This is a genomic window from Agreia sp. Leaf335, assembly GCF_001423605.1.
Classification (GTDB): Bacteria; Actinomycetota; Actinomycetes; order Actinomycetales; family Microbacteriaceae; genus Agreia.
Genome location: NZ_LMOQ01000003.1, coordinates 126,203 through 150,271, shown reverse-complemented (window position 1 = coordinate 150,271; position 24,069 = coordinate 126,203). Strand labels below are relative to the sequence as shown.

Genomic DNA, 24,069 nt, shown 5'->3' with positions numbered 1-24,069 from the left:
TAAAACCTGTCCAAAAGTCCACCAGTCTCCAGGGATCCTCGAATCTGCGGTGATACGCTTCCCCTGATTCGAGCTGGAGGGCCGAGGTGATCGCGGCATGACCAACATCGGCTACATCTGGGTCGGTCCACTCGAGCACAGCTCGGAATACCAACGCGATCTGCTCAGGCAGCGCGGGGTCACCCGCGTCTACGAAGACATCAGCGGCAATTCCACGGCGGCAATCCGGGCACAGCTGACCATCGCTCTCGACGAGATCCAACCCCAGGACACCCTGGTGATCTGGCGGTTGGACAGGCTCGCCAGCACCCTTCCGCAGGTTCTCTCACTGCTCGAACTGCTCGGTAACCGCGGGGTCGGTGTGTGCTCGCTCGCCGAGTCACTCGACACCAGCGGCCCTGACGGCGTCGCCCTCCTCAAGGTCGTGCACGCCTTCACCGAACTCGAACGCACACTCACCCGTGAACGCACGATGGTCGGCGTCTACGCGGCTCGCGCTCGCGGTCGTGTGGGCGGTAGACCTCGCGCCCTGTCCGATACGAACGTGGAACGCGTTCTGATGCTGCGCGACCAGGGCGCGTCGGTGCGTGAGATCGCTCAGCAGCTCGGCACCTCGCGCGCCACGGTCTACCGCGCGATCGAGCAGCACAATGCCGAGTCCGACGATTCGGAGCCTGGCGGGGCGAACTCCCGAGACATCACCATACGATTCCCGGCGCCACAGCGGCGCGAAGGCGACGCGCAGCCTCTCAGCGACGGCTGAGCCATACTCAGCACTGTCTGACGATCGAGCGAATTCGATCAAGAGTGTTCATTTATCTTCACGCGTCCGTATTATGGCGAGGTGATTGCAGCGCAGCGACGCAACCTGATTCTCGACTCCGTCCGCCTCGAGGGCGCGGTTTCGATCAGTGAGCTCGCACGTCGACTCAGCACATCTCCGGTCACCATCCGGCGCGATCTTGCGCTCCTGCACACGGCAGGCCTCCTCACCCGAACGCACGGCGGTGCGGTCGCGGACCCGTCGACCCGCGAGCGGAGCTACTCCGAGAAAGTCGGCCAAGCGATGGCCGAGAAGATGGCGATCGGGAGATTCGCTGCGACGCTGGTCGATGACGGCGACGTCGTGATCGTGGGACCTGGCACCACCCCCGAGGCCTTCGCCCATTCCCTACGCGAGCGCAGCGGGCTCACCATCGTCACGAACTCCCTTCCGGTCGCTGAGAGTTTCGTCTCGAGTCCAGAGAATCAGGTGATCATGACAGGCGGAACCTTGCGGGGCTCGATTCGCGCGCTGGTCGGCGAGGCCACCAGCCGCACCCTCCGTGGCATCCACGCCAACAAGACCTTTCTCTCCGGCAACGGTCTTGTGTCTGATTTCGGTCTTTCGACGCCGAGCATGATCGTCGCCGACTCCGACGCGGCCATGGCCGCGGCCGGCCGTGAGGTGATCGTACTGGTGGACTTCACCAAATTCGGCCTCCGATCAGCCATTCAAACCGTGGGGACGACATCTATCGCTCGCATCGTCACGGACACATCCGCGCCCGCCGCCGATGTCGAATCATTCCGTTCCATGGGCGTGCGCGTAGACGTCGCATAATCCGTTCTGGACTTTTGGACAGGTTTTAGCAACAATGCTCACAAGGCGCTTTCGGTTCTGATCCGAACTGCGCTGTTTTGAGCGGTTTGCGCACTCGAAACGTCTTGCACACACAACAAGGAAGTTGGCCCCATGAGTACATCCAGGAAGTCGCGGTTGCTCCTCGGCACCGCCGCGGCCGTCGCCGCAGTCACCCTCTCGCTGAGCGGCTGCACGAACACCGGCACCTCCACAGACACGTCGTCTCCCGCAGCCGAAACGCAGCAGACCGCCAAGGCCTCCGACGGCCCGACATGCTCTCTCGCCGACTACAAGGGCGAGGCGATCGACCTGAAAGACGCGATCGTCGGCTTCTCGCAGTCCGAGAAGGAAGACAACCCCTTCCGCATCGCCGAGACCCAGTCGATCAAAGACGAGGCCGCCAAGATCGGCGTGAAGAAGCTCATCACCACGAACGCCCAGTCGACGCTGTCGAAGCAGATCTCCGACATCCAGGACATGATCTCCCAGGGAGCGAACGTACTGATCGTCGCCCCGCTCAACTCCGACGGACTCGAGCCGGCCCTCAAGGCCGCACGGGACAAGAACATCCCCGTGCTGACGATCGACCGCAAGTTGAGCTCGGGCGCCTGCGAAGACTACGTCTCGTTCCTCGGATCGAACTTCGTCGAGCAGGGCCAGCGCGCAGCCGACCAGCTCATCGAGGGCACTGATGGCAAGGCCAAAGTGGCCATCCTGCTCGGTTCCTCCGGCAATGGCGTGACCACCGACCGCACCAAGGGATTCGTCGACCAGGTCGAGGCCAAGGCACCCGACATCGAGATCGTCGCCCAGCAGACGGGCGACTTCGCGCGCGACAAGGGCCAGGCGGTGACCGAGCAGCTGCTCCAGTCCAACCCGGAGATCACGGCCATCTACGCCGAGAACGACGAGATGGGACTGGGAGCGCAGGCCGCCATCATCGCTGCTGGCAAGGTTCCGGGCAAGGACATCCAGATCTACTCGATCGACGGCACCAAGAATGCCGTCGAGCAGATCGTCGCTGGGTCGTACAACGGGGTCATCGAATCCAACCCTCGCTTCGGTCCCCTCGCGTTCCAGACGCTCCAGTCGTTCCTCGGCGGAGACCCTGTCGGCCAGGACATCGTGATCGAAGACGGCGAGTATGACCCCGACAATGCGGCCGACAAGGTGAACTCGGCCTTCTAGTCACCACCCCCAACCCGATGTGCCGGCGGAGGCCGAGTCCTCCGCCGGCACATCGGCGCTCGATGAAGAGATGCTCGATGAAGAGAAGAGAACAATCGTGACGACGGAGTCCACCGCCTCCCCCAGCGTGCCCGTGCTCGAGGCGCGGTCTGTGACGAAACGATTCGCGGGCGTCACCGCTCTCGATTCGATCGACTTTCAGATCCGCGCCGGCGAGAGCATCGCCCTGATGGGCGAGAACGGCGCCGGTAAATCGACCCTGATCAAAGTTCTGACCGGGGTCTACCAACCAGACGAGGGCGAGCTCCTCCTCGACGGCGCGCAGACCACATTCGCCCGCCCCCTCGACGCCCAGAAGTCGGGTGTCTCGACGATCTACCAGGAGGTGAACCTGGTTCCGCTCATGAGCGTGGCCCAGAACATCTACCTCGGCCGCGAACCGCGCACCCGCCTCGGCCTCATCGACTTTCGGCGCATGTATGCCGACGCGCGCGCGCTCCTCGACGAGTACGGCATCCAGGTCGACGTGCGCCGCCCGCTCCGCAGCCTCGCGCTCGGCGTGCAGCAGATGGTCGCGCTCGCCCGCGCCGTCAGCATCCATGCCGGCGTCGTGATCATGGACGAGCCGACCTCGTCGCTCGAGGCCCGCGAGGTCGAGACGCTGTTCCGCGTCATCGGCCTGCTCCGCGAACGCGGCATCGCGATCATCTACGTGTCGCACCGAATGGATGAGATCTATCGCGTGTGCGACAGGGTCACGGTTCTGCGAGACGGCCGGGTCGTGCATGTCGGCGGTCTGCACGAGCTTCCCCGCGTCGAGCTGATCTCGCTGATGCTGGGACGATCGGTCGAGAAGGTGCAGCGCGGCGGACTGACGGCGTTCCGTGCCGCCAACGAAAGCGACGCACCTCCTGTCCTCGAGGCATCCGACCTCAGCCGCAAGCACCAGATCGACGCCGTCACCCTGTCGATCCGTCCCGGCGAGGTCGTGGGCCTCGGCGGCCTTCTGGGCTCGGGCCGATCGGAGACCCTGAAGGGCCTGTCCGGCGTGATGCAGCTCGACCGCGGCACGGTCAAGGTAGACGGCAAGGTCGTGCGCAGCGGCTCGGTTCCCGCGGCCATTCGCGCGGGCATCGTGATGCTCCCCGAGGATCGCAAGAGCGAGGGCATCGTGCCCAACCTGTCGGTCCGCGACAATATCGTGCTCGCCGCACTCCCCAAGCTCTCGCTGGCCGGGTTTTCGTCGAAGCGCAAGCAGGACGCCATCGTCGACGTGTTCATCAAGCGCCTGCACATCAAGGTCTCAAGCCCCGACCAGATCGTCTCGGAGCTCTCGGGCGGAAATCAACAGAAGGTCATGATCGCGCGCTGGCTCGCTATGTCGCCCAAGGTACTGCTGCTCGACGAGCCCACGCGCGGAATCGACGTGGGAGCGAAGGCCGAAGTGCAGTCTCTCATCGACGAATTGGCCCACGAGGGCCTCGCGATCGTGCTCGTGTCGAGCGAGGTCGAAGAGGTCGTCGAAGGGTCGGGGCGCGTGATCGTTCTGCGTGACGGCTCGATCGAGACCGAACTCACCGGCGAACACGTCGACGAACGCTCCCTTCTCGCGGCCCTCGCGGGCGATTCCTCCCTCGCCGAACCCAGCCCCGCAGGCCACATCTCCGAAGACCCCAAGGACATCGCATGACGCAAGCATCCGTCACCGTCTCCATGCCCAGTCGCGGCGTGGTGCTCGGCATCCTGCAGAAGTACGGCGTCTACATCGCCATCGTCGTGCTGCTGATCTACAACCTCTTCTTCACTCCGAACTTCTTCGCCATCGACAATTTCCGCACGCAGTTCGTGCAGGTGGTGCCCGTGCTGATCGTGGCACTCGGAATGGCCCTGGTGATCGGGACAGAGGGAATCGATCTCTCGGTCGGTGCCGTCATGGCTCTCGCGGCCGCGATGATCCCTCTGTACATCGGCTACGGGCTCGTGCCCGCCGTGATCATCGCGGTGCTCGCCGGATGCGTGATCGGCGTCGCCAACGGAACGATGGTGGCCCTGATCGGCGTGCAGCCGATCGTGGCCACCCTCTCCCTCATGGTCGCCGGTCGCGGCATCGCACTGCTGATCGCCAATGAGCAGCTCAAGAGCGTCACCGACCCCGGCATCCTCGCCCTCGGTCGAGACTCGCTCGGCGGCGTTCCCTACAGCGTGATCGTGGCTGTCGTGCTCGTCGCCGCCGTTGCCCTCCTGGTCAACAAGACCACCTTCGGCAAGCAGCTGATCGCGATCGGCGGAAGCCGTCGCGCCGCCGAGCTCTCCGGGCTGCCGGTCAAGCGCATCCTGCTTCTGACCTATGTTCTCGCCGCAGGTCTCGCCGCCGTCGCCGGCGTGATCGGGACCGCCCGGCTGGGCGCATCCGTGCCGTCGACCCTCGGCAACCTCATCGAACTCTCGGCGATCACCGCCGTCGTCGTCGGCGGCACACCGCTGAGTGGCGGCCAGGTCAAAGTCATCGGCACGGTAGCCGGCGCGCTCCTGCTGCAGTTCATCAGCGCGACCCTCATCAAACACAACGTTCCGGATGCCTACTCACAGATCGCGCAGGCCGTCATCATCCTGTTCGCCGTCTACATCCAGCGCGGAAAGGTCTTCACCAAATGACCACGACACTCGAACCGGCGGCGGGTCCCACCACCGACTCGCAGGCCTCCCGCGAGCGCATCGCCGGCCTGCTTCAGAGCTACGGCGCGGCGGTGGTGCTCGTCATCCTGCTCGTCGTCGGCAGCATCGCTTTTCCGACCTTCCCCACCGCGGGCAACTTCACGAACATCTTGACGCAGTCCTCGTTCCTGCTGATCGTCGGAGCGGGAATGACGTTCGTCATCCTGACCGGTGGGATCGACCTCTCGGTCGGATCGGTCTTCGCGCTCGGAGGAGTGCTCGGGGCCTACGGATCCACGTTCGGACTGGCCGGCGCGATCCTCTTTCCACTCATCGTCTGTGGACTCATCGGCGCGGTTCAGGGCGCACTCATCGCCTACGGCAAGATGGCGCCGTTCATCGTCACCCTTGCGGGCCTCCTCGGCGTGCGCGGACTCGTGCTGGCGTCGACGAACGGGGGGTCGACCACTCCCTTGATCACCGATCCCGGCGTCATCGCACTAGGCCAGGACTCCCTCGTCGGCATCCACTGGCCCGTCGTGATCGCCGTCGCTGTGGTGGTCGTCGGAACGGTGCTGCTGGCCCGATCGAGGGGCGGCCAGTCGGTGCTCGCTGTCGGCGGATCGGAGAGTGCGGCGACCCTCATGGGCCTGCCCGTCGCCCGGGTGAAGTTCGGTGTCTACGTGATCAGCGGCCTCTGCGCCGGGCTCGCCGGGGCGCTCAACGCCGCCTACTCGTCGTCGGGCGTGCCGACCGTGGGCGTCGGCCTCGAGCTGAACGCGATCTCCGCCGTGGTGATCGGCGGCACACTGCTCGTCGGCGGTCGGGGCAACCTCATCGGAACCGTCGCGGGCGTGCTGCTGCTCAGCGTGATCCAGAACCTGATCAACCAGGTCGGTTCGCTCAGCTCGTCGGTGCAGGCGGTGGTGTCAGGCGGATTCCTCGCGGCGGTCGTCATCATCCAGACAGTACTGTCGCGAAGTCAGCGACTGTAGGAGCACCCCGCCCGCACAGGCCTCGCCGACGCCCCGGGGGCTACTGCTCGCCCGTTTTCAGGAATAACGTCGTAGGCGAGCGGTTCTCGTACACGCCACCTCGTTTCTTCCTGAGTTGTGGCAACGGCACCGGCGGCATCACGACAGAAAGAGGCACATCATGCGCGCGATCACCTACGACCGCACCGGAGATTCGAGCGTTCTCGCTCTCACCGAACGCGAGAAGGTCGAGCCGCAGAGCGGCGAGATCCGCGTGCGCGTCGTCGTCTCGGGCGTGAACCCGACCGACTGGAAGTCCCGCGCCGGCGCCGGTGCCGGCAGCGGCGACTTCGACGAGCCGAAGGTTCCGAACCAGGATGGCGCGGGCGTCGTCGATGCGGTCGGCGAGGGCGTGACGCAGTTCTCGGTCGGCGACCGGGTCTGGCTCTGGGACGTGGCCTTCGGCACGAACATCGGCACGGCCCAGGACTTCGTGACCCTGCCCGCCTCTCATGCCGTCGAGCTGCCCGAGAACGCGACCTTCGACGACGGCGCGAGCCTCGGCATCCCGGCTCTGACCGCGGCTCTGGCGCTTGCTGCCAACGAGAACCTGCCCCGACGGTTGTCGCCGGGCTCGCTCGAGGGCCGCGTCGTCCTCGTGTCGGGAGGGGCGGGGGCGGTGGGCCACGCGGCCATTCAGCTCGCAACCTGGGCCGGGGCGCTCGTCATCACCACGGTCTCGTCCGATGAGAAGGCCGAACTCGCCCGCCGCGCCGGGGCCGAGAACATCATCGACTACACGACCGACGACGTCGCCGCGGCCGTCAAGAAGCTCGCGCCGAAAGGCGTCGACACGATCGTCGAAGTCAATCTGCAGGCCAACGTCGAGCTCGACGAGAAGATCATCTCGCGCGGCGGCACCATAGTGAGTTACGCCTCCGACGCAGACGATCGGGTGTCGCTGCCGATCGGACCGGCCATGGGGCGCAACGTGCGGCTGCGTTTTCTGCTCACCTACACGGTGAGCGACGACGAGAAACAGGATGCGCTGGGCTCGGTCTCCGAGGCGCTGGCCGCGGGCGTCTTGGGCGCCGGCGAGAAGGCCGGGCTGCCGATCACACGGTTCTCGCTCGAGGAGACCGCGGCCGCGCATGACGCGGTGGAGTCGGGCGTCGTCGGGAAGGTGCTCATCGACGTCGCGGAGTAGCCCTCCGCGCCCTGAGCCTGTCGACAGGGAGCACGGATCCCATACATTGATCTCATGCCGACCTTCTCGACGACCGTCTCCGAGTCAGACCTCTCACACCTGCGCCGCGCGATCTTCGTGTCGATCGAGGCGAAGCAGCATGGCAACCACCCCTTCGGGGCCGTGCTCACCGACGAGTCCGGCGCGCAGGTGCTCGAGGCCGAGAACACGGTGGTCACGCACTCCGATGTGACGGGCCACGCCGAGACCAACCTCGTGCGCCTCGCGACGAAGCGGTATTCGCTCGCCGAGTTGCGCGGCTTCACCCTCTACACGAGCTGCGAGCCCTGCGCCATGTGCTCCGGCGCGATCTACTGGGCGGGCATCGGGCGGATGGTCTACGCCCTTCCCGAGCAGGATCTCATCCCCCTCACCGGCGACGACCCGCAGAACCCGACCCTCGATCTGCCGAGCAGAGAGGTACTGGCCCGCGGCCAGCGCACCGTCGTGGTCGCCGGCCCGGCACTCGAAGAGCAGGCCGCCGAGCCCCACCGCGGCTTCTGGAGCTGACCCGCGGACCGATCCGCGCTAGCTGAGATGCGACGGCCGATGCACTAGCCGGCCGGCGCTACTTATCGCAGGCGACTCCGTCGCCATCTCGGTCGAGGTCGTAGATGTCGGCGCCGACCACGTACACCGGCCCCGAAACGTACGCGGGCCCGTTGCCGGAACCCCCGGCGCAGTCCACATCGGATGCGATCGGCACGCAGGGACCGGAGTAGTTCGAATCGCATCCGCCGCCGTCGGCGATGGGAGCAGGTTCTGGAGCAGGCGGGGGCGGCGGCACGCGGGTGCCGACCGATGTGACCTGATCGACCGGAGCGACGCTCGTCACGCTCGTCACGACGGTACGGCCGGTCTCGACACCATCGACGGTCGTCACGGCCCACGTCGTGGTCTTCGTGCCGTTCGACCCGTTTGTGGTGATCGCGCTCTGTCCCGCATCGAGATTGCCGTCCTCGACGGACACGGCGCCGAAGGGGATGGGCTCCGCCACATCGACGTTCGTGACAACAACAACCGGCTTCGGCGTCGGCGTCGGCGTCGCGCTCGACTTCGCTACGAATCCGGCGGGCTCCGCCACGCCTCCGGCGGGCGATCCGGATGCGCACGACACCGTCGTGAATACGGTCACGGCGAGCGCCAGCCCGAAAACGATCGTTCGAATACGCGAATGCGTCACAGTGTTCCCCTTGATGCGCGCCCACTCATCGGCGTCGATGCGATGCAGATCTGGGGCGTCGGTCGAGGCTACCCAAGTCGTGACGGGTTGTAACAGTCCCCCATCAGGGGCATCTTCGGGCCGAACCCCACCGCGGCTTCTGGAGCTGACCCGCGTCTACCGCGGCCGCTCCGTCAGACGATCGGCGCGTCCCGAACCGGCGCATCCTGCGCGGGTGCCGACGGCTTCGAGGGGTCGCACATCCGAATGGCCATCAGGATCAGACCGACGACAGGCAGAAGCAGCCAGAAGAGCTGGGCCCACGAGTTGCCGCCGTCGCGCAGTCGGCGCACCGCCACGGCCAGCACGGGAACGAGGGTTCCGAGCGCCCACAGCGCCGAGAAGGGCCCATCAGCGGCGCCGTAGGGAACCAACGGCACCGCGTCGAACACCGCGAGTGAGTGCGGAAGCATCGTGTCGAAGAACCGGGTCGCGGCATTCACGAGAACGACGAAGAGAATGAACCACCAGAACTCTGCGACCCCTGCACGACCGTTGAAGTCGGCGTACTTGCGAAAGCCGGTGCCGATAGCGGTTCCGAAAGACATACGGGGCGATGTTGTCGTGAAGCTCATGTCTGGCACCCTACCGAACGCCCGTCGCGGCCGGCAGGTCGTCGGGCTCCGCCGATCCGCGAGGCAATCCGACGTAACCGACGATGGCCGAGCTGTCTGCGCTGTCCCCCACGGGCGACACGACCTGGAACGACGGTCGGCCCGATCCCTGGGTCCAGTACCGCTGATCGACGAGTCCGGCGAGACGATCCGCGAGCTTCTCGGCGTCGGCGCTCGTCTCGACATCCACGGTCACTGAGGACCGCTCCGCGGCGGCACCGCCCGTCGGCAAAAGATCCTCACCCGAGGAGAACGAGATCGAGCGCACCGTGTGATCCGCGGCGAGCCGGGTGATTTCCTCGATCATCGAAGACGAGGGCGTCAGGGCGCCGAGCTCGAGGTGCACCCCGTCTGAGCCATCGCCCGACCACGACTCACCCGAGTCGATCGGGGCGATGAGGGACGGATTCTGCAATGCGCCGACGCCGAACCCGGGGACCGCTCGGATCGCCGTCGCCACCTCGGCCCACTCGTCGAGCCCGACCGCCTCCACCCTCGGAGGCTTGTCATCTCGCCCGACAGTCACCCGGCTCACACCGTCGACGGCCGACAACTCTCGCGCGGCCGTCACCCGTTCGGCCGCGACCCCGGCGTGCAGGTCCTCGTCGAAGAGGATCTCGGCATCCACGTCACCCGCCAGCTGCGGCGCGACGATCACCGCGGTGATGTGCGCATCCGGCCGAGCCTGCACGAGCGCGTCGACGACCTCGTCGGCCGCACGCTCGAGGTCGCGCCCACCCGTGGCGGCGTTGACCGTGAGGATCACCACCCAGGCGTCGGGTTCGGAGATCGACCCCTCGCCTCGGTAGTCGCGCAGTGTCACCTCGGTCGAGACCGACGCGACGCCCGGCGCTCCCGAGAGCGACTCCTCGGCGGTGGCAGCTGCGGCCGACACGGACTCGGGCGCCTTGGGCAGCAGAACAGAGCATCCGGCGAGGCCCGACGCGAGCACCGACGATCCGAGAAGAACAGCGGCGAACACTCTTGCCCTGCGTCGCCACGTCATGATTCGACCGTATCGAAGAACCGGCGGCACCTGCACCGTCACCACGAGTCGCGGTGCAGCTCCTGATCGACGACCGCCTCGCGATCGGCCAGCCGTCGCAGCCCGCTGAGCGGCTGCGCCATGCGGTGGTTGTGCCGGATGCGCGGCTCGACCCGGTCGAGAAACGCCCAGTACCCGGCGGTGAACGGACACGCGTTCTCGCCGAGGCGCACCTTGGGATTGAACTCGCACCCGCCGCAATAGTCCGACATGCGGTCGATGTACGCCCCACCCGAGACGTAGGGCTTCGTCGCCACGATGCCTCCGTCGGCGTGCTGCGACATGCCGATCACGTTCGCGGGCATCACCCACGGCGTGCCGTCGACGAACATGTCGACGAACCAGTCGTTCAGCTCTACCGGGTCGTAGCCGTGCTGCAACGCCCAGTTTCCGAGCACCATCAGGCGCTGGATGTGATGGGCCCAGCCGTGCCTGCGCATCCCGTCGATCGTCTCCCGCAGACAGTTCGACCGGATGGCCGCCGCGTCGAGAAGCCGGAATTGCTCGGGAAGCGGCCGGCGCGCATCCAGGGCGTTGTTGCCGGTGCGGTACCCCTCGCCGAGATACCAGTAGAGGTGCCAGACGTAGTCGCGCCATCCCATGATCTGGCGCACGAAGCCCTCGACGCTCGAGAGCGGAGCGCGTCCGGCGGCGTGCTCGGCCTCGACGGTCTCGATGGCGTGCATCGGGTCGAGCAGGCCGAGGTTCATCGGGGCGCTGAGCAGGGAGTGCGACATCGTCCAATCGCCCGACAGCATGGCGTCTTCGAAGGGGCCGAAGTCGTTCAGGCGCACCTCGACGAAGTCGGCGAGCGCCTGCTCCGCCTCGGCGGCCGTGGCGGCGAAACGACGCGGGCCGTCGTCGCCGACGAGCTGCACCGCACCCTCGCTCTGCCAGCGGTCGAGGTCGGCGCGCACCTCGTCGTCGATCTCGTCTTCGACGGGCCACCACGGATCGGGAAGCCCGAGACCGGCGGCGTTCTTCGGCGGCGGGTTTCGGTTGTCGTGATCGAAGTTGAACTTGCCGCCCTCGGGCTGATCGCCGCGCATCAGCACGCCCGTTCGCTCGCGCACGCCGCGATAGAAGTCCTCGAGCAACAGGCGTTTGCCCTGGCGCGAGTCGGCCCAGGTGGCGAAGTCGGCCTCGCTCGTGACGAAGCCGCGGCTCGGCAGAACATGGATGCCTCGCTCGCGCACGAAGCGTCGCGCGGCCCACGAGGTGGGATCGATCACCTCGAGGTCGTCGCCGCTGCTTCTACTGTCGAGCACGTCGGAGTAGCGCTCGACCCGGTGGTACTCGACGCGATCGCCGAGGTCGGCGGCCCGGTGCCGCATGGCTGAGAGCAACAGATGCGCCTTCGCCCGGTGCATGGGTCGCCGCCCGAACACGGAGCGGGCCTCGATGATCATCATCGGGCCGCCATCGTCGAAGAGGGGTCCGAGCTGTCCGGCGAAGATCCAGCGGGTGCGGTCAGAGGAGGTCACGGCTCAGACTAGGCCGAGCGCACCGCGCGGCCGCCGCCGTTGACAAGGTGGCGCCGGCGCTTCACAGCCGGTAGGCCCGCGTCGCCGTCGCCACGAACAGCTCGTGTCTCTCTTCGTCGGACAGGTCCGTCGTGAGCTCGTCGAAGGCGTCGAACAGTTCGCCGAAGCTCGAGTAGAGGCTGTCGACAGGAAAGTTGCTGCCGAACATCGTGCGCGACGGCCCGAAGATCTCTATGGTCTCGAGTACGAAGGGCGTGATCGACTCGCTGGTCCAGTCGTGATCGTTCGTTCCCAGCGCCGACACCTTGGTCACCACGTTCTCGCGGGCCGCAAGCGATCTCATTCCCGTCGCCCACTCCGCGCGCGACGACCGATCGCGCCCGATGGGCATGCCCGCGTGGTCGAGCACGATGCTCACCTCGGGGTGCTCGGCGGCCAGCTCGGCGGCCTCCAGCAGCTGCGACGGAAACACCTGCAGATCGAACGACAGCCCGAGGCCGGACAGCGAGGCGAAGTTCGCTCGCCACACGGGGTCGGTCATGATGTCGGCGCGATCGCGGTGCGTGTAGACCGGGTCAGGGTGCCAGTTGAGGATGTCGCGGATGCCGCGCACGATACCGACCTCGGCGTGCGCGCGCAACTGCGCCGCGGCATCCGGGTCGAGCAGCGAGACCTTCGCGACGTGAGCGCTCGGCAAGCCCCGCTCGGCGGCCACGGCGGCGATCCAGCGGGTCTCGTCTTCAGGCGAGAGGGCGCCGTTCTCGATGTGCACCGAGCCGATGAGCTCGTAGCCGCGCGTGTCGGCGAGGTAGTCGTCGAGCGAATACGAGCGGCGCAGCGGGCGGTCATCGCCGTGATAGCGAAAAGGTTCTGCCGGCCCCTCGAGCCAGGGGTACGACCGGCTCAGGTCGGTGAGGTGGTGGTGCGCGTCGACGATCTGCAACTCAGTCATTCTTCACTCCGTGCTCCTCGATAGTCAGGTAGACCCCCGTGTGGTCGAGCTCGCCGCGACCCGAGTCGATCATCTCCTCGAACAGCCCGGTCACGGCCGAGGTGACCGGCAGTTCGAGCCCGCGCGCCCGCGCAGCCTCGTCGATGAAGCGCAGATCCTTCAGCTGATTCGTGGCGCTGCCCCCGGCCGCGAAGTCCTCGTCGATGAAGTTCTGCCCCTTCTGCTGCAACACCGCCGTGGCGGCCAGCCCCCCTTGCAGAAGCTCACGCAGCACGGCGAGGTCGAGCCCCGCCGAGCGCGCCAGCAGCATCGCCTCCGACACCGCGGTCACTACCCCCGCGACGACGATCTGGTTGCACGCCTTCGCCAGGGCGCCGGCTCCGCTCGGGCCCAGAACGCGCACGGTCGTGCCCATGTGGCCGAAGAGAGGAAGCACCCGGGGCAGCACCGCCTCGTCTGCCCCGACCATGATGCTGAGCGTGCCGTCGCGCGCGCCGATCGTGCCCCCGCTCAGCGGCGCATCCACGACAGAGACGCCATGCAGCCGCATCTCGGCGGCGAAGTCGGCGACAGCCACGGCCGAGACCGTTCCGTGCACCACGAGTACCGGATGCTCGATGCCGCGTTCCGCCCATCCGGCCAGCAGGCCGTCGGCGCCGTCCAACAGCCCGCGAACCTGCGCGAGATCGGGCAACACGGTCAGCGTCACCTCGGCCGCGGCCTCGCGGGGTGTGCCCGCGACGACCGCGCCGAGAGCAGCCAGTCCGTCGGCCTTGGATGCCGTGCGGTTCCACACGGTCAGCTCTCCGAGGGCGGCCAGCAGGCTGCGCGCCATCGGCTCGCCCATCGGGCCGAGCCCGAGAAGCGAGACCGGTACCGACGAGCGGCCGGATGCCTCGGCGACGGTCACCCGCGCGCCTCGCCCTCGGCGCCCGGATCGACGGCAGCCAGGTCGACGAGCTGATCGGGCGCCACCTCGTCGAGCAGAACAGACGCCTCGAAGCCCAGCAACTCACGCGAGCGATCGAGATAGAGTCCTACCCCGCGCCCCGCGATGGGTCGACGCGGCACAGACCGAGCGAACAGATCGAGCGCCTCCTCGGTGGGAGTCGTCAGATAGGTGAGGGGCGCGGCCACCAGGATCCCCGGCGCGGGCGGTGTGTCACCGAGGAGCGCGGCGACGATCGAGCGCCCAGCATCCGAGACATCGAGGTAGCTCCAGCCCTCGGCCGCCTGCCGCCGAGGGTCGCCCGCAAGAGCAGCCCTCAGGTGCGCGCCGAAGACGCGCCCGCCGTCGGCGGTGATGTCGCGCACCAGCGGAAAGCGCAGCCCCGTGACGGAGACGCCCCAGCGGGCCGCGACCATGCGGGCGGCGTCTTCACCGGCCAGCTTCGAGAGGGAGTACTCGTCGGAGATGTGCGGGGCCGCGTCTTCGTCGTAGGGGAATACGGGAGGCAGCACCTCGTCGCTGCCGAGCGGGTACCCGTTCGCGTTGATGCTCGACGCGTAGACGATCTTGCGCACTCCCGCAGCGGCGGCCTCGGCCAGCACCGTGAACGTTCCGATCGTGTTGACCCGGTAGGTCTCGACGGCGTCGGCCATGCCCAGGCCTGCGTACCCGCCCAGATGCACCACGGCATCCATGTCTGCGACCGCGGAACGCACGGCGGCCTGCTCGGTGACGTCGCCCGCGATGAACGTGACCGACTCACGCTCGGAACCCGGGGCATCCGCACGATCGAAGACCGTGACCCGAGCGCCCTCGGCGAGCAGCGCCGACACGGCCGCCCGGCCGATGAGGCCGGAGCCACCGGTCACGAGGACCGCGGCGCCGTCGAGCGACGCGAGCGGCCCGGCCGCGCCCGTCACGAACGCACGGCCGAGGTCGACGCGGTCGGCGGAGCCGCGGTGAGATCTTTCTTGTTGCTGCGCTTCAGCATGGGCCAGCCCTTGCTGCCCTGATCGAGCGACACGGCGATGAGCACCACGAGTCCGGTGACGATCTGCTCGTAGAAGCTCGGGACGTTCAGCAGAACGAGGCCGTTGGTGAGCGCGCCGAGGATGACGGCGCCGACGAGGGTTCCCGCGATGCGGCCCTCACCGCCCATCAGGTTCGCGCCGCCGATCACGGCCGCGGCGATGGCGGTCAACTGATACGGCGACCCTGCGTCGGGTTGCGCCGCGTTGATGCGGGCCACGATCACGAGTCCGCCCAGCGCCGAGAGGCCGCCGGCCAGGCAGTACACGGCGATCTTGACGCGGTGCACGCGCACCCCAGAGAGCCAGGCCGTCTCTTCGCTGCCGCCGACGGCGATGACGTTCTGGCCGAAGACGGTCTTGCGCAGCAGCAACCCCGCGCCGACGGCGACGACCGCGACCACGATGACCACGACGGGGATTCCGAGAACGTAGCTGTTCAACAGCAGCACGAACTCCTTCGGCACGTCGTAGACAGGCTTTCCGTTCGTCGCGACGTAGGCGCAGCCCTGGAAGACGCTCATCGTTCCGAGAGTGGCGATGAACGGAGGCAGCCGGAGCTTGGTGATGAGCAGCCCGTTCACGGCGCCGCACACGATGCCGAGGATGATGCCCGCGATCAGGCCCATGGCCGGAGGGATCCCGCCGTTCACCATGAGCGTCGCGCTGACGATGCCCACGAAGCTGGCGATGGCGCCGACCGACAGGTCGATGCCGCCCGTGATGATCACGAAGGTGAGACCGATGCCGATGATGGCGTTGACGCTGGCCGAGACCGCGACATCGCGCAGGTTGCCCGCGGTCAGGAAGTTGGGATTGAGGAGCCCCAGCACGATGAAGAGAACGATCGCCGCGATGTAGATGCCGAACGCCTGGAAGTTGATCTGCCTCCGGGGTCGCAGGGCGATCCCGTCTGGGGTTGCGCTGCTCATGATGTTCCTTTCGCTGCGCCGAAAGCGTCGGCGCCGGTGTCTGCGGGGTCAGTACGTTCTGGGGAGGGGACGGAAGCTGCGGGTGCCGCGTCGTTCTGTGACGGCTCCGGCGACTGCGGCGAGACGCCCATGGCATTGGCCACGATGCTGTGCTCGTTGATGTCGGCGCCGGTGTGCTCGGAGACGAACTCTCCGGCCCGCATCACGAGCACGCGGTCGCTGATCGAGATGATCTCGGGAAGGTCGCTCGAGACCACGATCACGGCGTTGCCTTCTGAGGCGAGCTGGTCGATGAGCTCGTAGATCTCGACCTTGCCTCCCACGTCGACGCCCTTGGTGGGCTCGTCGAAGAGGTAGACGGTGGCGCCCAGCCAGATCCACTTGGCGATCACCAGCTTCTGCTGGTTTCCGCCCGAGAACTGACGGGCGTTGAGCGTGACATTCGCCGGCCGCAGCGACATGCGCTTGCCCATCGCCTCGGCCATCGCGATCTGCTTCTTCTTGCTGATGAAAGGGCCGAAGCCGTTGAGCTGGCCGTCTGCGGTGAGGGCGACGTTGGCGTAGGCCGGAGTCTGCAGCACGAGGCCCTGCGCCTTGCGATCCTCGGGGATGAAGGCGATGCCGGCCGTGCGGCTGTCGCGCGGTGAGCGGATCTTCACCGGCTTGCCCGCGATGGTCACGCTGCTGCGCGACCCCTCGTCGGCACGAATGATCGACCTCAGGAACTCGGTGCGACCCGAGCCGACGAGCCCGGCGATGCCCACGACCTCGCCCTTTCTGACCGAGATCAACAGCGGTGCGCTGGAGGTGGGGTGGCTCACGTCACTCGCCTCGAAGTGCACGGGCGCCGCGGGATCGACCGGATGCTGCCGCTCGAACGAGAGCAGTTCGCGGCCGACCATGCGCCGGACGATGTCGTCAGACGAGGTCTCGGTGATCGGCCTGTCGAAAGCGGGTTTGCCGTCGCGCAGCACGACGACGGTGTCGGAGACGCTCATGACCTCGGGCATCTTGTGCGACACGTAGATCACGCCGACGCCGCGACCGTGCGCGATCTCGCGAACCCGCGAGAGCACCTCGGCCACGTTGTGTTCGAGCATGCTCGTGGTCGGCTCGTCGAGCGCGACGATCTTCGCGCCGAAGGCGAAGGCGCGGGCGATCGTGAGCGCATGCCGCTGTGCGGGGCTCAGCCGCGAGACGGGCGTGCGCGCATCCATCGGGAAGCCCATCTGCGCCACGTCTTTCAGAGCCCGATCGATGTCGTCGGCCGACGCCTTGCGCTGCTGGCGGGTGAGGCCGAGCAGCAGATTCTGTTCGACGCTCAGCTGCGGCACGATGGCCGGCTCCTGCTGGGCGATGCGCACACCCTCGGCGAGGGCTCGGCGCGAGGTGTACTCCATGCGGCGCACACCGTCGATGGTGATCGAGCCGCGGTCGGGCCGCAACGCGCCGCCGAGGATTCCCAGGAGGGTGCTCTTGCCTGCGCCGTTCTCTCCGGCCAGGGTGCGGATCTCTCCTCGTTCGAGCGTGAAGCTCACGCCGTCGAGTGCGCGCACTCCCGGGAATGATTTGGCGATGTCGCGAACCACGAGCAAGTGCTCGGCCATGGTTCACCTTTCTATGCGTCGGTCTGGTGCGTCGGGTGCGGTCAGCCCGCGCCGGGTGACGAGGGGCCTGGATGCCGGTGGGCGCCGGGTCGGGCGCCCACCGGATCGTGGATGGTTACGGCATGCCGGTCGGGTAGTCGGCGACGTTCGCGCTGTCGACGATGAACGCGGGCACGTCGACCCAGCCGGGAACCTTCTTGCCGGCGAGCAGCCAGAGCGCCACGTCGACGCCGGTCGCGCCCTCGGTGGTCGGCAGCTCGCTCACCGTGGCGGTGAACCCGCCCGAGGCGATCTGCTTCTTGGCCTGGGGAATGCCGTCGGTGCCGACGAGCAGAACCTGGCCGGTGAGCCCCTTGGCGTCGATGGCGGCCTGCACGCCCAGGGCCATCCCGTCGTTCTGCGAGTAGAACGCCTTGATGTCGGGGTTGGCTGTGAGCATCGTGGTGGCGATCTCCTGGGCCTTCGTCTGATCCCACGACGCCGTCTGCGAGGCGACGATCTGCAGGTTCGGGTGTGTGGCGATCTGCTTGGTGAAGCCGTCGCCGCGGTTGATCGCGTTGCTCGAGCCGGGGTCGCCCTCGATCATCGCGACCTTGCCGCCGTCGGGCAGCTTCTCTGCGATGTAGTCAGCCGCCGTGGCACCGATCGTGGTCGCATCGGGGCCGACGTACACGACTCCGGGCACCGAGCTCTTGGCATCGTTGAGCACGACGGCGGGGATGCCGTCGGCCAGGGCGGACTCGAACACGGAGTCGAGGCCGGTCGCCGAGATCGGCGAGGCGAGGAGGGCGGAGCAGCCCTGATTCATGGCGCTCTTGGCCTTGTCCAGCTGTTCGGTGATCGACGACTCGTCGGTCACGTCGAACGTCTGGTAGTCGACGCCGAGTTCCTTGGCGCGCTTCTCGAAGCCGTCGCGCTCGTAACCCCAGAACTCGTTCGAGAGTGTGCGGGTCACGTAGCAGAGCTTGGCTCCGTCGGGAACGGAGGGCTTGCCGAGCTCAGCGGTGACGTCGTCGACCTTGGTGGTCTTCGACGCGTCGACGAGCGAGACGATCGAACCGGCTGAGCCGGTCGCCGACCCGGTGTCGCCGTCGGGTGTGGCGGTGCAGCCGGCGAGCAGAACGAGTGCTGCTCCTCCGGCCAGGGCGACGCCGAGGGTGCGGATCTTCATGAGGTCCCTTTCTTCATTGGAAGGTTGTCGTGCCGTGGGTGTTGAGGGTGAGAATGCCGCACGCCGACTGCTCGAAATCGATTCTGGCAGTCGCATCCGGTGCGGGTGTTCAGGGGAGGACGATCCCCGGATGATCCCCGGTTGACTCTGAGCTATGCGGCTCTGGCCGCGCGGCTCTTCCGCTCGGGTCAGCGGGAGAGTGAGGAGTCGACGAGCAGCGCTTCGGTTTCGCGGCGCAGTTCGAGGGCTTCGGCGAGGGAGTCGTCCATGATCACGTCGTCCCAGCCGACGGTCTCGCCCTGGGCGACGTCGTTGCGGAGTTCGACGTGGTGGGCGAGGGCGACAGGCAGCGCACCGGTGGCCACGGAGTGCTTCGCCGAGACGAGCTTGCCGTAGACGGTGTAGCCCCCTTCGCCGTCGAGGAACTCGCCGGCCTTCAGATCCTTCTTCGCGGTCGCGACGACGTCTCCGTAGAAGCCGTCGGGCTGGCCGGTCGAGATGCCGCGCAGCGCGGCGTTCGCGATCGACACGTTCAGCTCGAGACCCACGTAGTGATAGGGGCGGTAGAGCGCCGCGTACTGCTTGGTGGGGTCTGGATGCCACGGGTACTCGTCGAAGCAGGTCGAGACGTAGGCGTTGGTCGCCTTCACGACCACGTAGACACCCTCCTGGGTGTTGTGAGGGATCCAGGAGCCGTCGCGGTTGACGCTCGACATCACGTCGACTGTGCCCTCGTGCGCCAGGGCACCGCCGAGCGATGTGGGGCGACTGATCGTCGCGATCTCCTCGACGTCGCCGGGAGTGAAGGTGAGGCCCTCGTCTGAGGGGACGAGGCCGGCGGCGTTGGCGACGGCGGCCATCTCGATGGCCGCCTTGGTGCCGTCGCGGAAGCTGGTGTGCATGTAGGGGTTGAGCTGACCGGAGTCGGTGAGCTCCTTCGAGAACTCCCAGTTCTCCCAGACATTGTCGGGGTTCATCTGGTGGTAGTGCTCGAGGAACTTCGCGCCCTTGCCGGCGCAGACCACGTCGAAGCCGCTGGTGCGAGCCCAGTCGACGAGCTCCATGATGAGAGCGGGCTGATCGCCGTAGGCCATCGAGTACACGACCCCGGCCTTCTCGGCGCGCTTCTGCAGGGCCGGCCCCGCCAGGGCATCCGCTTCGACCGTGACCATGATGATGTGCTTGCCGGTCTCGATCGAGGCGAGGGCGTGCCGGATTCCGACGATCGGGTTTCCGGTCGCCTCGACGATCACGTCGATGTCGGCGTCGAAGAGCAGCGAGGCGTCGGCCACGATCGTGGTCGTGCGGTTGGCCAGAGCCTCGGGGATGTCCGCCGCCATCTGGTCTGCAGGCCAGTCGACGAGCGCGAAGGCGCCCTTCGCCCGCTCGACATTGATGTCGGCGATGGCCACGACGTGCACGCCCGGAATGTTGCGGGCCTGCGAGAGGTACATCGTGCCGTAGCGGCCGGCGCCGATGAGTCCGATGCGGATGGGCTTGCCCTCGCGCTCTCGTTCTTCGAGCAGTTTGTGCAGATTCACGTTGACCTCTCTGATCCGTGCGATTCGTGTCGGAGGAGGAGAGGCGATGGTGGCCTCACGACATCCTCGTCGCGCTTGATTCGGTTGAAATTCACCCGGAATGGAACCGGTACCACTTTTGTACCACCGGCTGATACGATGTGTCAACAGACCGGTTCGAACGCTCAAAAAAGGGCCCGCGCCCTAAGCTGTGGCGACGGAGATGCGAGCGCACACCACACCGACGACGAAGGGGTCCCGTGAAGAAGGCACCGACCATCAGAGACGTCGCGGCGACCGCTGGTGTCTCCGTGTCGGTCGTCTCACGCGTGCTGAACGACGGCTCGGGGCCCGTCGCGGTCGCCACCCGTGAGAAGGTCGTCGCGGCCATCGCCGAGCTGGGTTTCCGCCCGCGCGCGGCCGCCCGAGAACTCAACGGGGCGGGCCTCACCATCGGCCTCATGCTGGCCGACCTCACCAATCCGTTCTTCGCTCGCCTCGCCGACCGCATCGTCTGGGAGGCCAGGGGCCGCGGCGTGCAGGTCGTGCTCACCACAACCCAGGAGGATCCGCACATCGAGGCGGAGACGCTCGCCACACTGCTCGACCGATCGGTGGGAGGCGTCATCGCGACCCCCACCGGCGACAACATCGATCAGTGGTCGCGACTGCAAGACGTGGGAGTCGACCTCGTGTTCGTCGACCGGTCGATCGCATCGCTCGAGAACACCGACGTCGTCAGCATCCAGAACGAGGCCTCGGCCGCCAGCGCCACCCAGCATCTGATCGCCCTCGGCCACCGTCGGGTCGCCGTGATCTCGGGCCCCCTCAGCACGTCGACGGGTGCCGCGCGCGTAGCCGGGTACCAATCGGCGTTGACGGCCGCGGGCATCCCGGCCGACCCCGCCCTCGTTCGAGGTGTGCCGTTCCGTGGTGATGCCGGAGCCGACGCGGTGGCCGCACTGCTCGCCATGCCTCTCGCCGAGCGGCCGACCGCGTTGCTGGTCGCGAACACCGCGCAGGTGCAGTCGAGCATGCGCCAGCTCTATCAGATGGGCGTCGACATTCCGCGCGAGCTGTCGGTGGTCGTCTTCGACGACAATCCGTGGACCGAGCTCGTCTCGCCGCCGCTCAGCGTCATCCGCCAGCCGATCGATATGCTGGCCCGGCACTCTGTTGATCTCGTTCTGGGCCGCATGCAGGGCAAGCTGCCCGTCGGCCCGCGGTTCATCGAGGTGCAGGCCGAGTTCGTTTCGCGCAGCAGCAGCGCTGCACCCGACCCCCAGGAGTCCCATGTCTGAAGCAGTCGTCGTCACCGTCACTTTCCGCCCGGTCGCCGGCGCACACGACGACCTCGTTCGTGCGCTCTCGGCGGGTATCGCCGAGGTGCACACCGAGACGGGATGCGAGCTCTACGCCATTCACGACGCTCCCGACGGAACGATCATCATGCTCGAGAAGTGGAGCTCGGCCGAGGACCTCGAGGCCCACGGGGCGGGCGAGATCGTGGCGCGCATGAACGCGACTCTGGTCGGCCTGCTCGAGTCCGCGCCCGAGATCACCCTGCTCTCGCCCATTCCTGCGGGAAGCAGCTACCAGGGCAAGCTCTGATGGCGACGGGCAGCGAGAGCGGCCACAGCGACGACGCCGTCGGCCGTGAGCTCGTGATCGTGGGCGGCGTCTCCGGCTCGGGAAAGTCGACCGTCGGCGCGCTGCTGGCTCAGCGCCTCGAGGTTCCCTTCATCGACGCCGACTCGTTGCACCCCGAGGCGAACGTCGCGAAGATGGCGGCGGGACTGCCGCTCGACGACATCGATCGGGAACCCTGGCTGGTGCGCATCGGCGAGGTGCTCGCCGCGCACGTCGACAGCGGACTCGTGCTGGCCTGCTCGGCTCTGCGCCGCACCTACCGCGACACGATCCGAGCGGTCGAGCCCACGACGGTCTTCGTCACCCTGTCGGGATCCCGCGAGCTCATCGCGGCCCGCATGAACGCCCGCGCCGATCACTTCATGCCGGCATCCCTGCTCGACTCCCAGCTCGCCGCTTTCGAACCCCTCGAGACCGACGAGACGGGAGCCGACGTCTCGGTCGACGCCGAGGTAGACGACATCGTCGCGGCGGCCTACCGCGTGGTGCGCCCGGCCGCCGCGCGCTAGCGCGCACGAGCCGAACCCGCGGCATCCGCGCCCGTTCGGTCTATGCGCTGCTGGTCGACCAGCAGCGGATGCGCCGAACAGGCGCGGACTCCCGCGGTCCGGGGCGGCGCGCGTCAGGCGCGCAGCGGGATCGACCCGACCAGCACTCCGACAGCGAGCATCGCCAGCGAGACGATCACGGCTCGCCACAGCACCTTCTTGTGGTGATCGCCAAGGTTCACGTTGGCGAGCGAGACGAGCAGCAGGATGGCCGGCACGAGCGGACTCTGCAGATGCACGGGCTGTCCCGTGATCGACGCCCGGGCCATCTCGACCGGAGCGATCCCGAAGTGCGACGCGCTCTCTGCGAGCACCGGCAGGATGCCGTAGTAGAACGCATCGTTCGACATGAAGAATGTGAACGGAATAGACAGCACACCCGTGATGACGGCGAGGAACGGGCCCATCTCCGCCGGGATCACCTCGGTGATCCACGAGGCCATCGCCGTCACCATTCCGGTGCCGTTGAGAACGCCGACCAGCACGCCGGCGGCGAGAACCATCGAGACGACGCCGACGATCGACGGCGCGTGAGCCACGATCTCGTCGGCCTGGCTCTTGAGCTTCGGAAAGTTCACGATCAGCGCGATCGAGGCGCCGACCATGAACACGAACGCGAGCGGGAAGAGGTCGAGCACGAGCAGCACCATGACGGCGACCGTCAAAATGAGGTTGAACCAGATGAGCTTCGGGCGCAGTGTCGCCCGGTTCGGGTCGAGCATCGTGTCGGCCATGGCCGTGTCTGCATCTTCGACGAGCGCCGCCGCTGCGACCCCGCCTCGGGCGCCGCGCACCGCGACGATGTTGCCGGTGTGCAGCGTGGCGGCGGCGCCGGGCTCCGAGCCCGCGCCGCGGAACAGGCGGGGGCCACCGAAGATGCCGTCGCCGCGGCTTCCGTCGAGACGTGACGTGTCGATCGACCCGGCCAGGCGGCGGCGCTCCCCCAGACCGAGGAACCAGGCGAACGCGAGGGTGATGATGAGTCCGGCGCCCAGGGAGGGCAGCATGGGCACGAAGATGTCCGTCGGCTCGAGCGAGAGAGCGGATGCCGCGCGCACCGTCGGTCCGCCCCAGGGCACGATGTTGAGGGTGCCGTTCATCAGACCGGCCACGCAGGTGAGCACCACCGGGCTCATTCCGAGCCGCAGGTAGATGGGCAGCATCGCAGAGGTCGTGATGATGAAGGTCGTCGATCCGTCGCCGTCGAGAGAAACCGCGCCCGCGAGCAGGGCGGTACCCAGCACCACCTTCGCCGGGTCGTCTCCGAGAAGACGGGTGATCAGCCGGATGAGCGGATCGAACAGGCCGACGTCGATCATGATGCCGAAGTACATGATCGCGAACATGAGCAGCGCGGCCGTCGGTGCCATCGACGAGATCGCGTCGATCACCATGTCGCCGAGCCCGAAGCCCGCGCCTGCGAAGAGGCCGAAGATGGTGGGCACGACGATCAGTGCGACCATCGGGGTGAGTCGACGCGTCATGATGAGCGCCATGAAGGCCAGCACCATCACGAACCCGAGCACGACCAGCGTGCCATCCGATGGCGTGAAGGCCAGGTCGTAGCCCTCCTCCTCGGCGGCGGCCGCGAGGCCAGTGAGAACAGGGTGCATCTCGACTCCTTTGTCTGCGGCAGACGTTCCTCGTCAACCGGATCACG

23 protein-coding genes are annotated in these 24,069 nt (G+C 67.3%); 11 read left to right on the top strand and 12 right to left on the bottom strand.

What is annotated here, in order from left to right:
- Window positions 1-97: 97 nt before the first annotated feature.
- The 8 genes from ASF79_RS11060 (at window position 98) to ASF79_RS11025 (ending at window position 8,197) form a co-directional block, all read left to right on the top strand.
- The gene (locus ASF79_RS11060; protein WP_055855012.1) at window positions 98-763 is read left to right on the top strand and encodes a recombinase family protein; all 666 of its coding nucleotides are present in this window, start codon (window positions 98-100) and stop codon (window positions 761-763) included.
- A gap of 81 nt (window positions 764-844) precedes the next feature.
- Entirely contained in the window at window positions 845-1,603 is a 759-nt protein-coding gene (locus ASF79_RS11055; protein ID WP_055855010.1) for a DeoR/GlpR family DNA-binding transcription regulator, read from the top strand.
- A 132-nt stretch (window positions 1,604-1,735) separates the two neighbouring features.
- Window positions 1,736-2,812: an ABC transporter substrate-binding protein gene (locus ASF79_RS11050; protein WP_055855008.1), complete on the top strand. Its 1,077-nt coding sequence runs from the start codon at window positions 1,736-1,738 to the stop codon at window positions 2,810-2,812.
- Between the two features lie 97 nt (window positions 2,813-2,909).
- Window positions 2,910-4,502, top strand: coding sequence for a sugar ABC transporter ATP-binding protein (locus tag ASF79_RS11045; RefSeq protein ID WP_235500740.1), 1,593 nt, complete (start codon window positions 2,910-2,912; stop codon window positions 4,500-4,502).
- Window positions 4,499-5,467 (top strand): ABC transporter permease, encoded by a 969-nt coding sequence (locus ASF79_RS11040; RefSeq protein ID WP_055855006.1) that lies wholly within the window; start codon window positions 4,499-4,501, stop codon window positions 5,465-5,467. The genes ASF79_RS11045 and ASF79_RS11040 overlap by 4 nt, the downstream gene beginning before the upstream one ends.
- Complete coding sequence (locus tag ASF79_RS11035; RefSeq protein WP_055855003.1) at window positions 5,464-6,462, top strand: ABC transporter permease; 999 nt, start codon at window positions 5,464-5,466, stop codon at window positions 6,460-6,462. Before ASF79_RS11040 ends, ASF79_RS11035 begins: the two co-directional genes overlap by 4 nt.
- A 160-nt stretch (window positions 6,463-6,622) precedes the next feature.
- A complete protein-coding gene (locus ASF79_RS11030; protein WP_055855002.1) occupies window positions 6,623-7,648 on the top strand; it encodes an NADPH:quinone reductase in 1,026 nt (341 codons plus the stop codon).
- A gap of 54 nt (window positions 7,649-7,702) precedes the next feature.
- Window positions 7,703-8,197, top strand: a complete 495-nt coding sequence (locus tag ASF79_RS11025; RefSeq protein WP_055855000.1) for a nucleoside deaminase — start codon at window positions 7,703-7,705, stop codon at window positions 8,195-8,197.
- 58 nt (window positions 8,198-8,255) lie between these two features.
- Here the strand turns inward: ASF79_RS11025 and ASF79_RS17360 are convergent, their stop codons facing one another.
- The 11 genes from ASF79_RS17360 to ASF79_RS10970 all read right to left on the bottom strand — a co-directional run bounded on the left by ASF79_RS17360 (window position 8,256) and on the right by ASF79_RS10970 (window position 20,232).
- Entirely contained in the window at window positions 8,256-8,870 is a 615-nt protein-coding gene (locus ASF79_RS17360; RefSeq protein ID WP_235500739.1) for a G5 domain-containing protein, read from the bottom strand.
- 173 nt (window positions 8,871-9,043) lie between these two features.
- Entirely contained in the window at window positions 9,044-9,484 is a 441-nt protein-coding gene (locus tag ASF79_RS11015) for a DUF805 domain-containing protein (RefSeq protein WP_200920174.1), read from the bottom strand.
- Between the two features lie 10 nt (window positions 9,485-9,494).
- Window positions 9,495-10,529 (bottom strand): hypothetical protein, encoded by a 1,035-nt coding sequence (locus tag ASF79_RS11010; protein WP_156366233.1) that lies wholly within the window; start codon window positions 10,527-10,529, stop codon window positions 9,495-9,497.
- A gap of 38 nt (window positions 10,530-10,567) precedes the next feature.
- A complete protein-coding gene (locus tag ASF79_RS11005; RefSeq protein WP_055854996.1) occupies window positions 10,568-12,052 on the bottom strand; it encodes a cryptochrome/photolyase family protein in 1,485 nt (494 codons plus the stop codon).
- 61 nt (window positions 12,053-12,113) lie between these two features.
- On the bottom strand, window positions 12,114-13,004 hold the full coding sequence (locus ASF79_RS11000) for an amidohydrolase family protein (protein WP_055854994.1): 891 nt from the start codon (window positions 13,002-13,004) through the stop codon (window positions 12,114-12,116).
- On the bottom strand, window positions 12,997-13,914 hold the full coding sequence (locus ASF79_RS10995) for an NAD(P)-dependent oxidoreductase (RefSeq protein WP_055854992.1): 918 nt from the start codon (window positions 13,912-13,914) through the stop codon (window positions 12,997-12,999). The genes ASF79_RS11000 and ASF79_RS10995 overlap by 8 nt, the downstream gene beginning before the upstream one ends.
- Window positions 13,911-14,873 carry an NAD-dependent epimerase/dehydratase family protein gene (locus ASF79_RS10990; protein WP_055854990.1) on the bottom strand — a complete coding sequence of 321 codons (963 nt, stop codon included), beginning with the start codon at window positions 14,871-14,873 and terminating at the stop codon, window positions 13,911-13,913. The genes ASF79_RS10995 and ASF79_RS10990 overlap by 4 nt, the downstream gene beginning before the upstream one ends.
- Window positions 14,870-15,913, bottom strand: a complete 1,044-nt coding sequence (locus ASF79_RS10985) for an ABC transporter permease (RefSeq protein ID WP_055779310.1) — start codon at window positions 15,911-15,913, stop codon at window positions 14,870-14,872. The genes ASF79_RS10990 and ASF79_RS10985 overlap by 4 nt, the downstream gene beginning before the upstream one ends.
- Entirely contained in the window at window positions 15,910-17,520 is a 1,611-nt protein-coding gene (locus ASF79_RS10980; RefSeq protein WP_055854988.1) for a sugar ABC transporter ATP-binding protein, read from the bottom strand. The genes ASF79_RS10985 and ASF79_RS10980 overlap by 4 nt, the downstream gene beginning before the upstream one ends.
- Window positions 17,521-17,635: 115 nt before the next feature.
- Window positions 17,636-18,691, bottom strand: a complete 1,056-nt coding sequence (locus ASF79_RS10975; RefSeq protein WP_055779316.1) for a sugar ABC transporter substrate-binding protein — start codon at window positions 18,689-18,691, stop codon at window positions 17,636-17,638.
- Between the two features lie 188 nt (window positions 18,692-18,879).
- On the bottom strand, window positions 18,880-20,232 hold the full coding sequence (locus ASF79_RS10970; protein WP_055854986.1) for an NAD(P)H-dependent oxidoreductase: 1,353 nt from the start codon (window positions 20,230-20,232) through the stop codon (window positions 18,880-18,882).
- 239 nt (window positions 20,233-20,471) lie between these two features.
- Here ASF79_RS10970 and ASF79_RS10965 point away from each other — a divergent pair, with 239 nt between their 5' ends.
- Genes ASF79_RS10965 through ASF79_RS10955 form a run of 3 tightly spaced genes read left to right on the top strand, consistent with a single transcriptional unit; the run spans window position 20,472 to window position 22,370 of the window.
- Window positions 20,472-21,512 carry a substrate-binding domain-containing protein gene (locus ASF79_RS10965; protein WP_055779322.1) on the top strand — a complete coding sequence of 347 codons (1,041 nt, stop codon included), beginning with the start codon at window positions 20,472-20,474 and terminating at the stop codon, window positions 21,510-21,512.
- Window positions 21,505-21,822, top strand: a complete 318-nt coding sequence (locus ASF79_RS10960) for a putative quinol monooxygenase (RefSeq protein ID WP_055854984.1) — start codon at window positions 21,505-21,507, stop codon at window positions 21,820-21,822. Before ASF79_RS10965 ends, ASF79_RS10960 begins: the two co-directional genes overlap by 8 nt.
- Window positions 21,822-22,370: a gluconokinase gene (locus tag ASF79_RS10955; protein WP_055854981.1), complete on the top strand. Its 549-nt coding sequence runs from the start codon at window positions 21,822-21,824 to the stop codon at window positions 22,368-22,370. The genes ASF79_RS10960 and ASF79_RS10955 overlap by 1 nt, the downstream gene beginning before the upstream one ends.
- 113 nt (window positions 22,371-22,483) lie before the next feature.
- Here ASF79_RS10955 and ASF79_RS10950 read toward each other — a convergent pair whose 3' ends face one another.
- Complete coding sequence (locus tag ASF79_RS10950; protein WP_055854979.1) at window positions 22,484-24,022, bottom strand: CitMHS family transporter; 1,539 nt, start codon at window positions 24,020-24,022, stop codon at window positions 22,484-22,486.
- Window positions 24,023-24,069: the final 47 nt, after the last annotated feature.

What these genes read in the sequence shown, in the direction of transcription:
- ASF79_RS11015 (WP_200920174.1), bottom strand. Translation starts at nt 9,484, where the DNA reads ATGAGCTTCACGACAACATCGCCCCGTATGTCTTTCGGAACCGCTATC.
- ASF79_RS11030 (WP_055855002.1), top strand. Translation starts at nt 6,623, where the DNA reads ATGCGCGCGATCACCTACGACCGCACCGGAGATTCGAGCGTTCTCGCT.
- ASF79_RS10950 (WP_055854979.1), bottom strand. Translation starts at nt 24,022, where the DNA reads ATGCACCCTGTTCTCACTGGCCTCGCGGCCGCCGCCGAGGAGGAGGGC.
- ASF79_RS10955 (WP_055854981.1), top strand. Translation starts at nt 21,822, where the DNA reads ATGGCGACGGGCAGCGAGAGCGGCCACAGCGACGACGCCGTCGGCCGT.
- ASF79_RS10985 (WP_055779310.1), bottom strand. Translation starts at nt 15,913, where the DNA reads ATGAGCAGCGCAACCCCAGACGGGATCGCCCTGCGACCCCGGAGGCAG.
- ASF79_RS10980 (WP_055854988.1), bottom strand. Translation starts at nt 17,520, where the DNA reads ATGGCCGAGCACTTGCTCGTGGTTCGCGACATCGCCAAATCATTCCCG.
- ASF79_RS10960 (WP_055854984.1), top strand. Translation starts at nt 21,505, where the DNA reads ATGTCTGAAGCAGTCGTCGTCACCGTCACTTTCCGCCCGGTCGCCGGC.
- ASF79_RS11010 (WP_156366233.1), bottom strand. Translation starts at nt 10,529, where the DNA reads ATGACGTGGCGACGCAGGGCAAGAGTGTTCGCCGCTGTTCTTCTCGGA.
- ASF79_RS11035 (WP_055855003.1), top strand. Translation starts at nt 5,464, where the DNA reads ATGACCACGACACTCGAACCGGCGGCGGGTCCCACCACCGACTCGCAG.
- ASF79_RS11000 (WP_055854994.1), bottom strand. Translation starts at nt 13,004, where the DNA reads ATGACTGAGTTGCAGATCGTCGACGCGCACCACCACCTCACCGACCTG.
- ASF79_RS11025 (WP_055855000.1), top strand. Translation starts at nt 7,703, where the DNA reads ATGCCGACCTTCTCGACGACCGTCTCCGAGTCAGACCTCTCACACCTG.
- ASF79_RS11050 (WP_055855008.1), top strand. Translation starts at nt 1,736, where the DNA reads ATGAGTACATCCAGGAAGTCGCGGTTGCTCCTCGGCACCGCCGCGGCC.
- ASF79_RS11060 (WP_055855012.1), top strand. Translation starts at nt 98, where the DNA reads ATGACCAACATCGGCTACATCTGGGTCGGTCCACTCGAGCACAGCTCG.
- ASF79_RS11040 (WP_055855006.1), top strand. Translation starts at nt 4,499, where the DNA reads ATGACGCAAGCATCCGTCACCGTCTCCATGCCCAGTCGCGGCGTGGTG.
- ASF79_RS10975 (WP_055779316.1), bottom strand. Translation starts at nt 18,691, where the DNA reads ATGAAGATCCGCACCCTCGGCGTCGCCCTGGCCGGAGGAGCAGCACTC.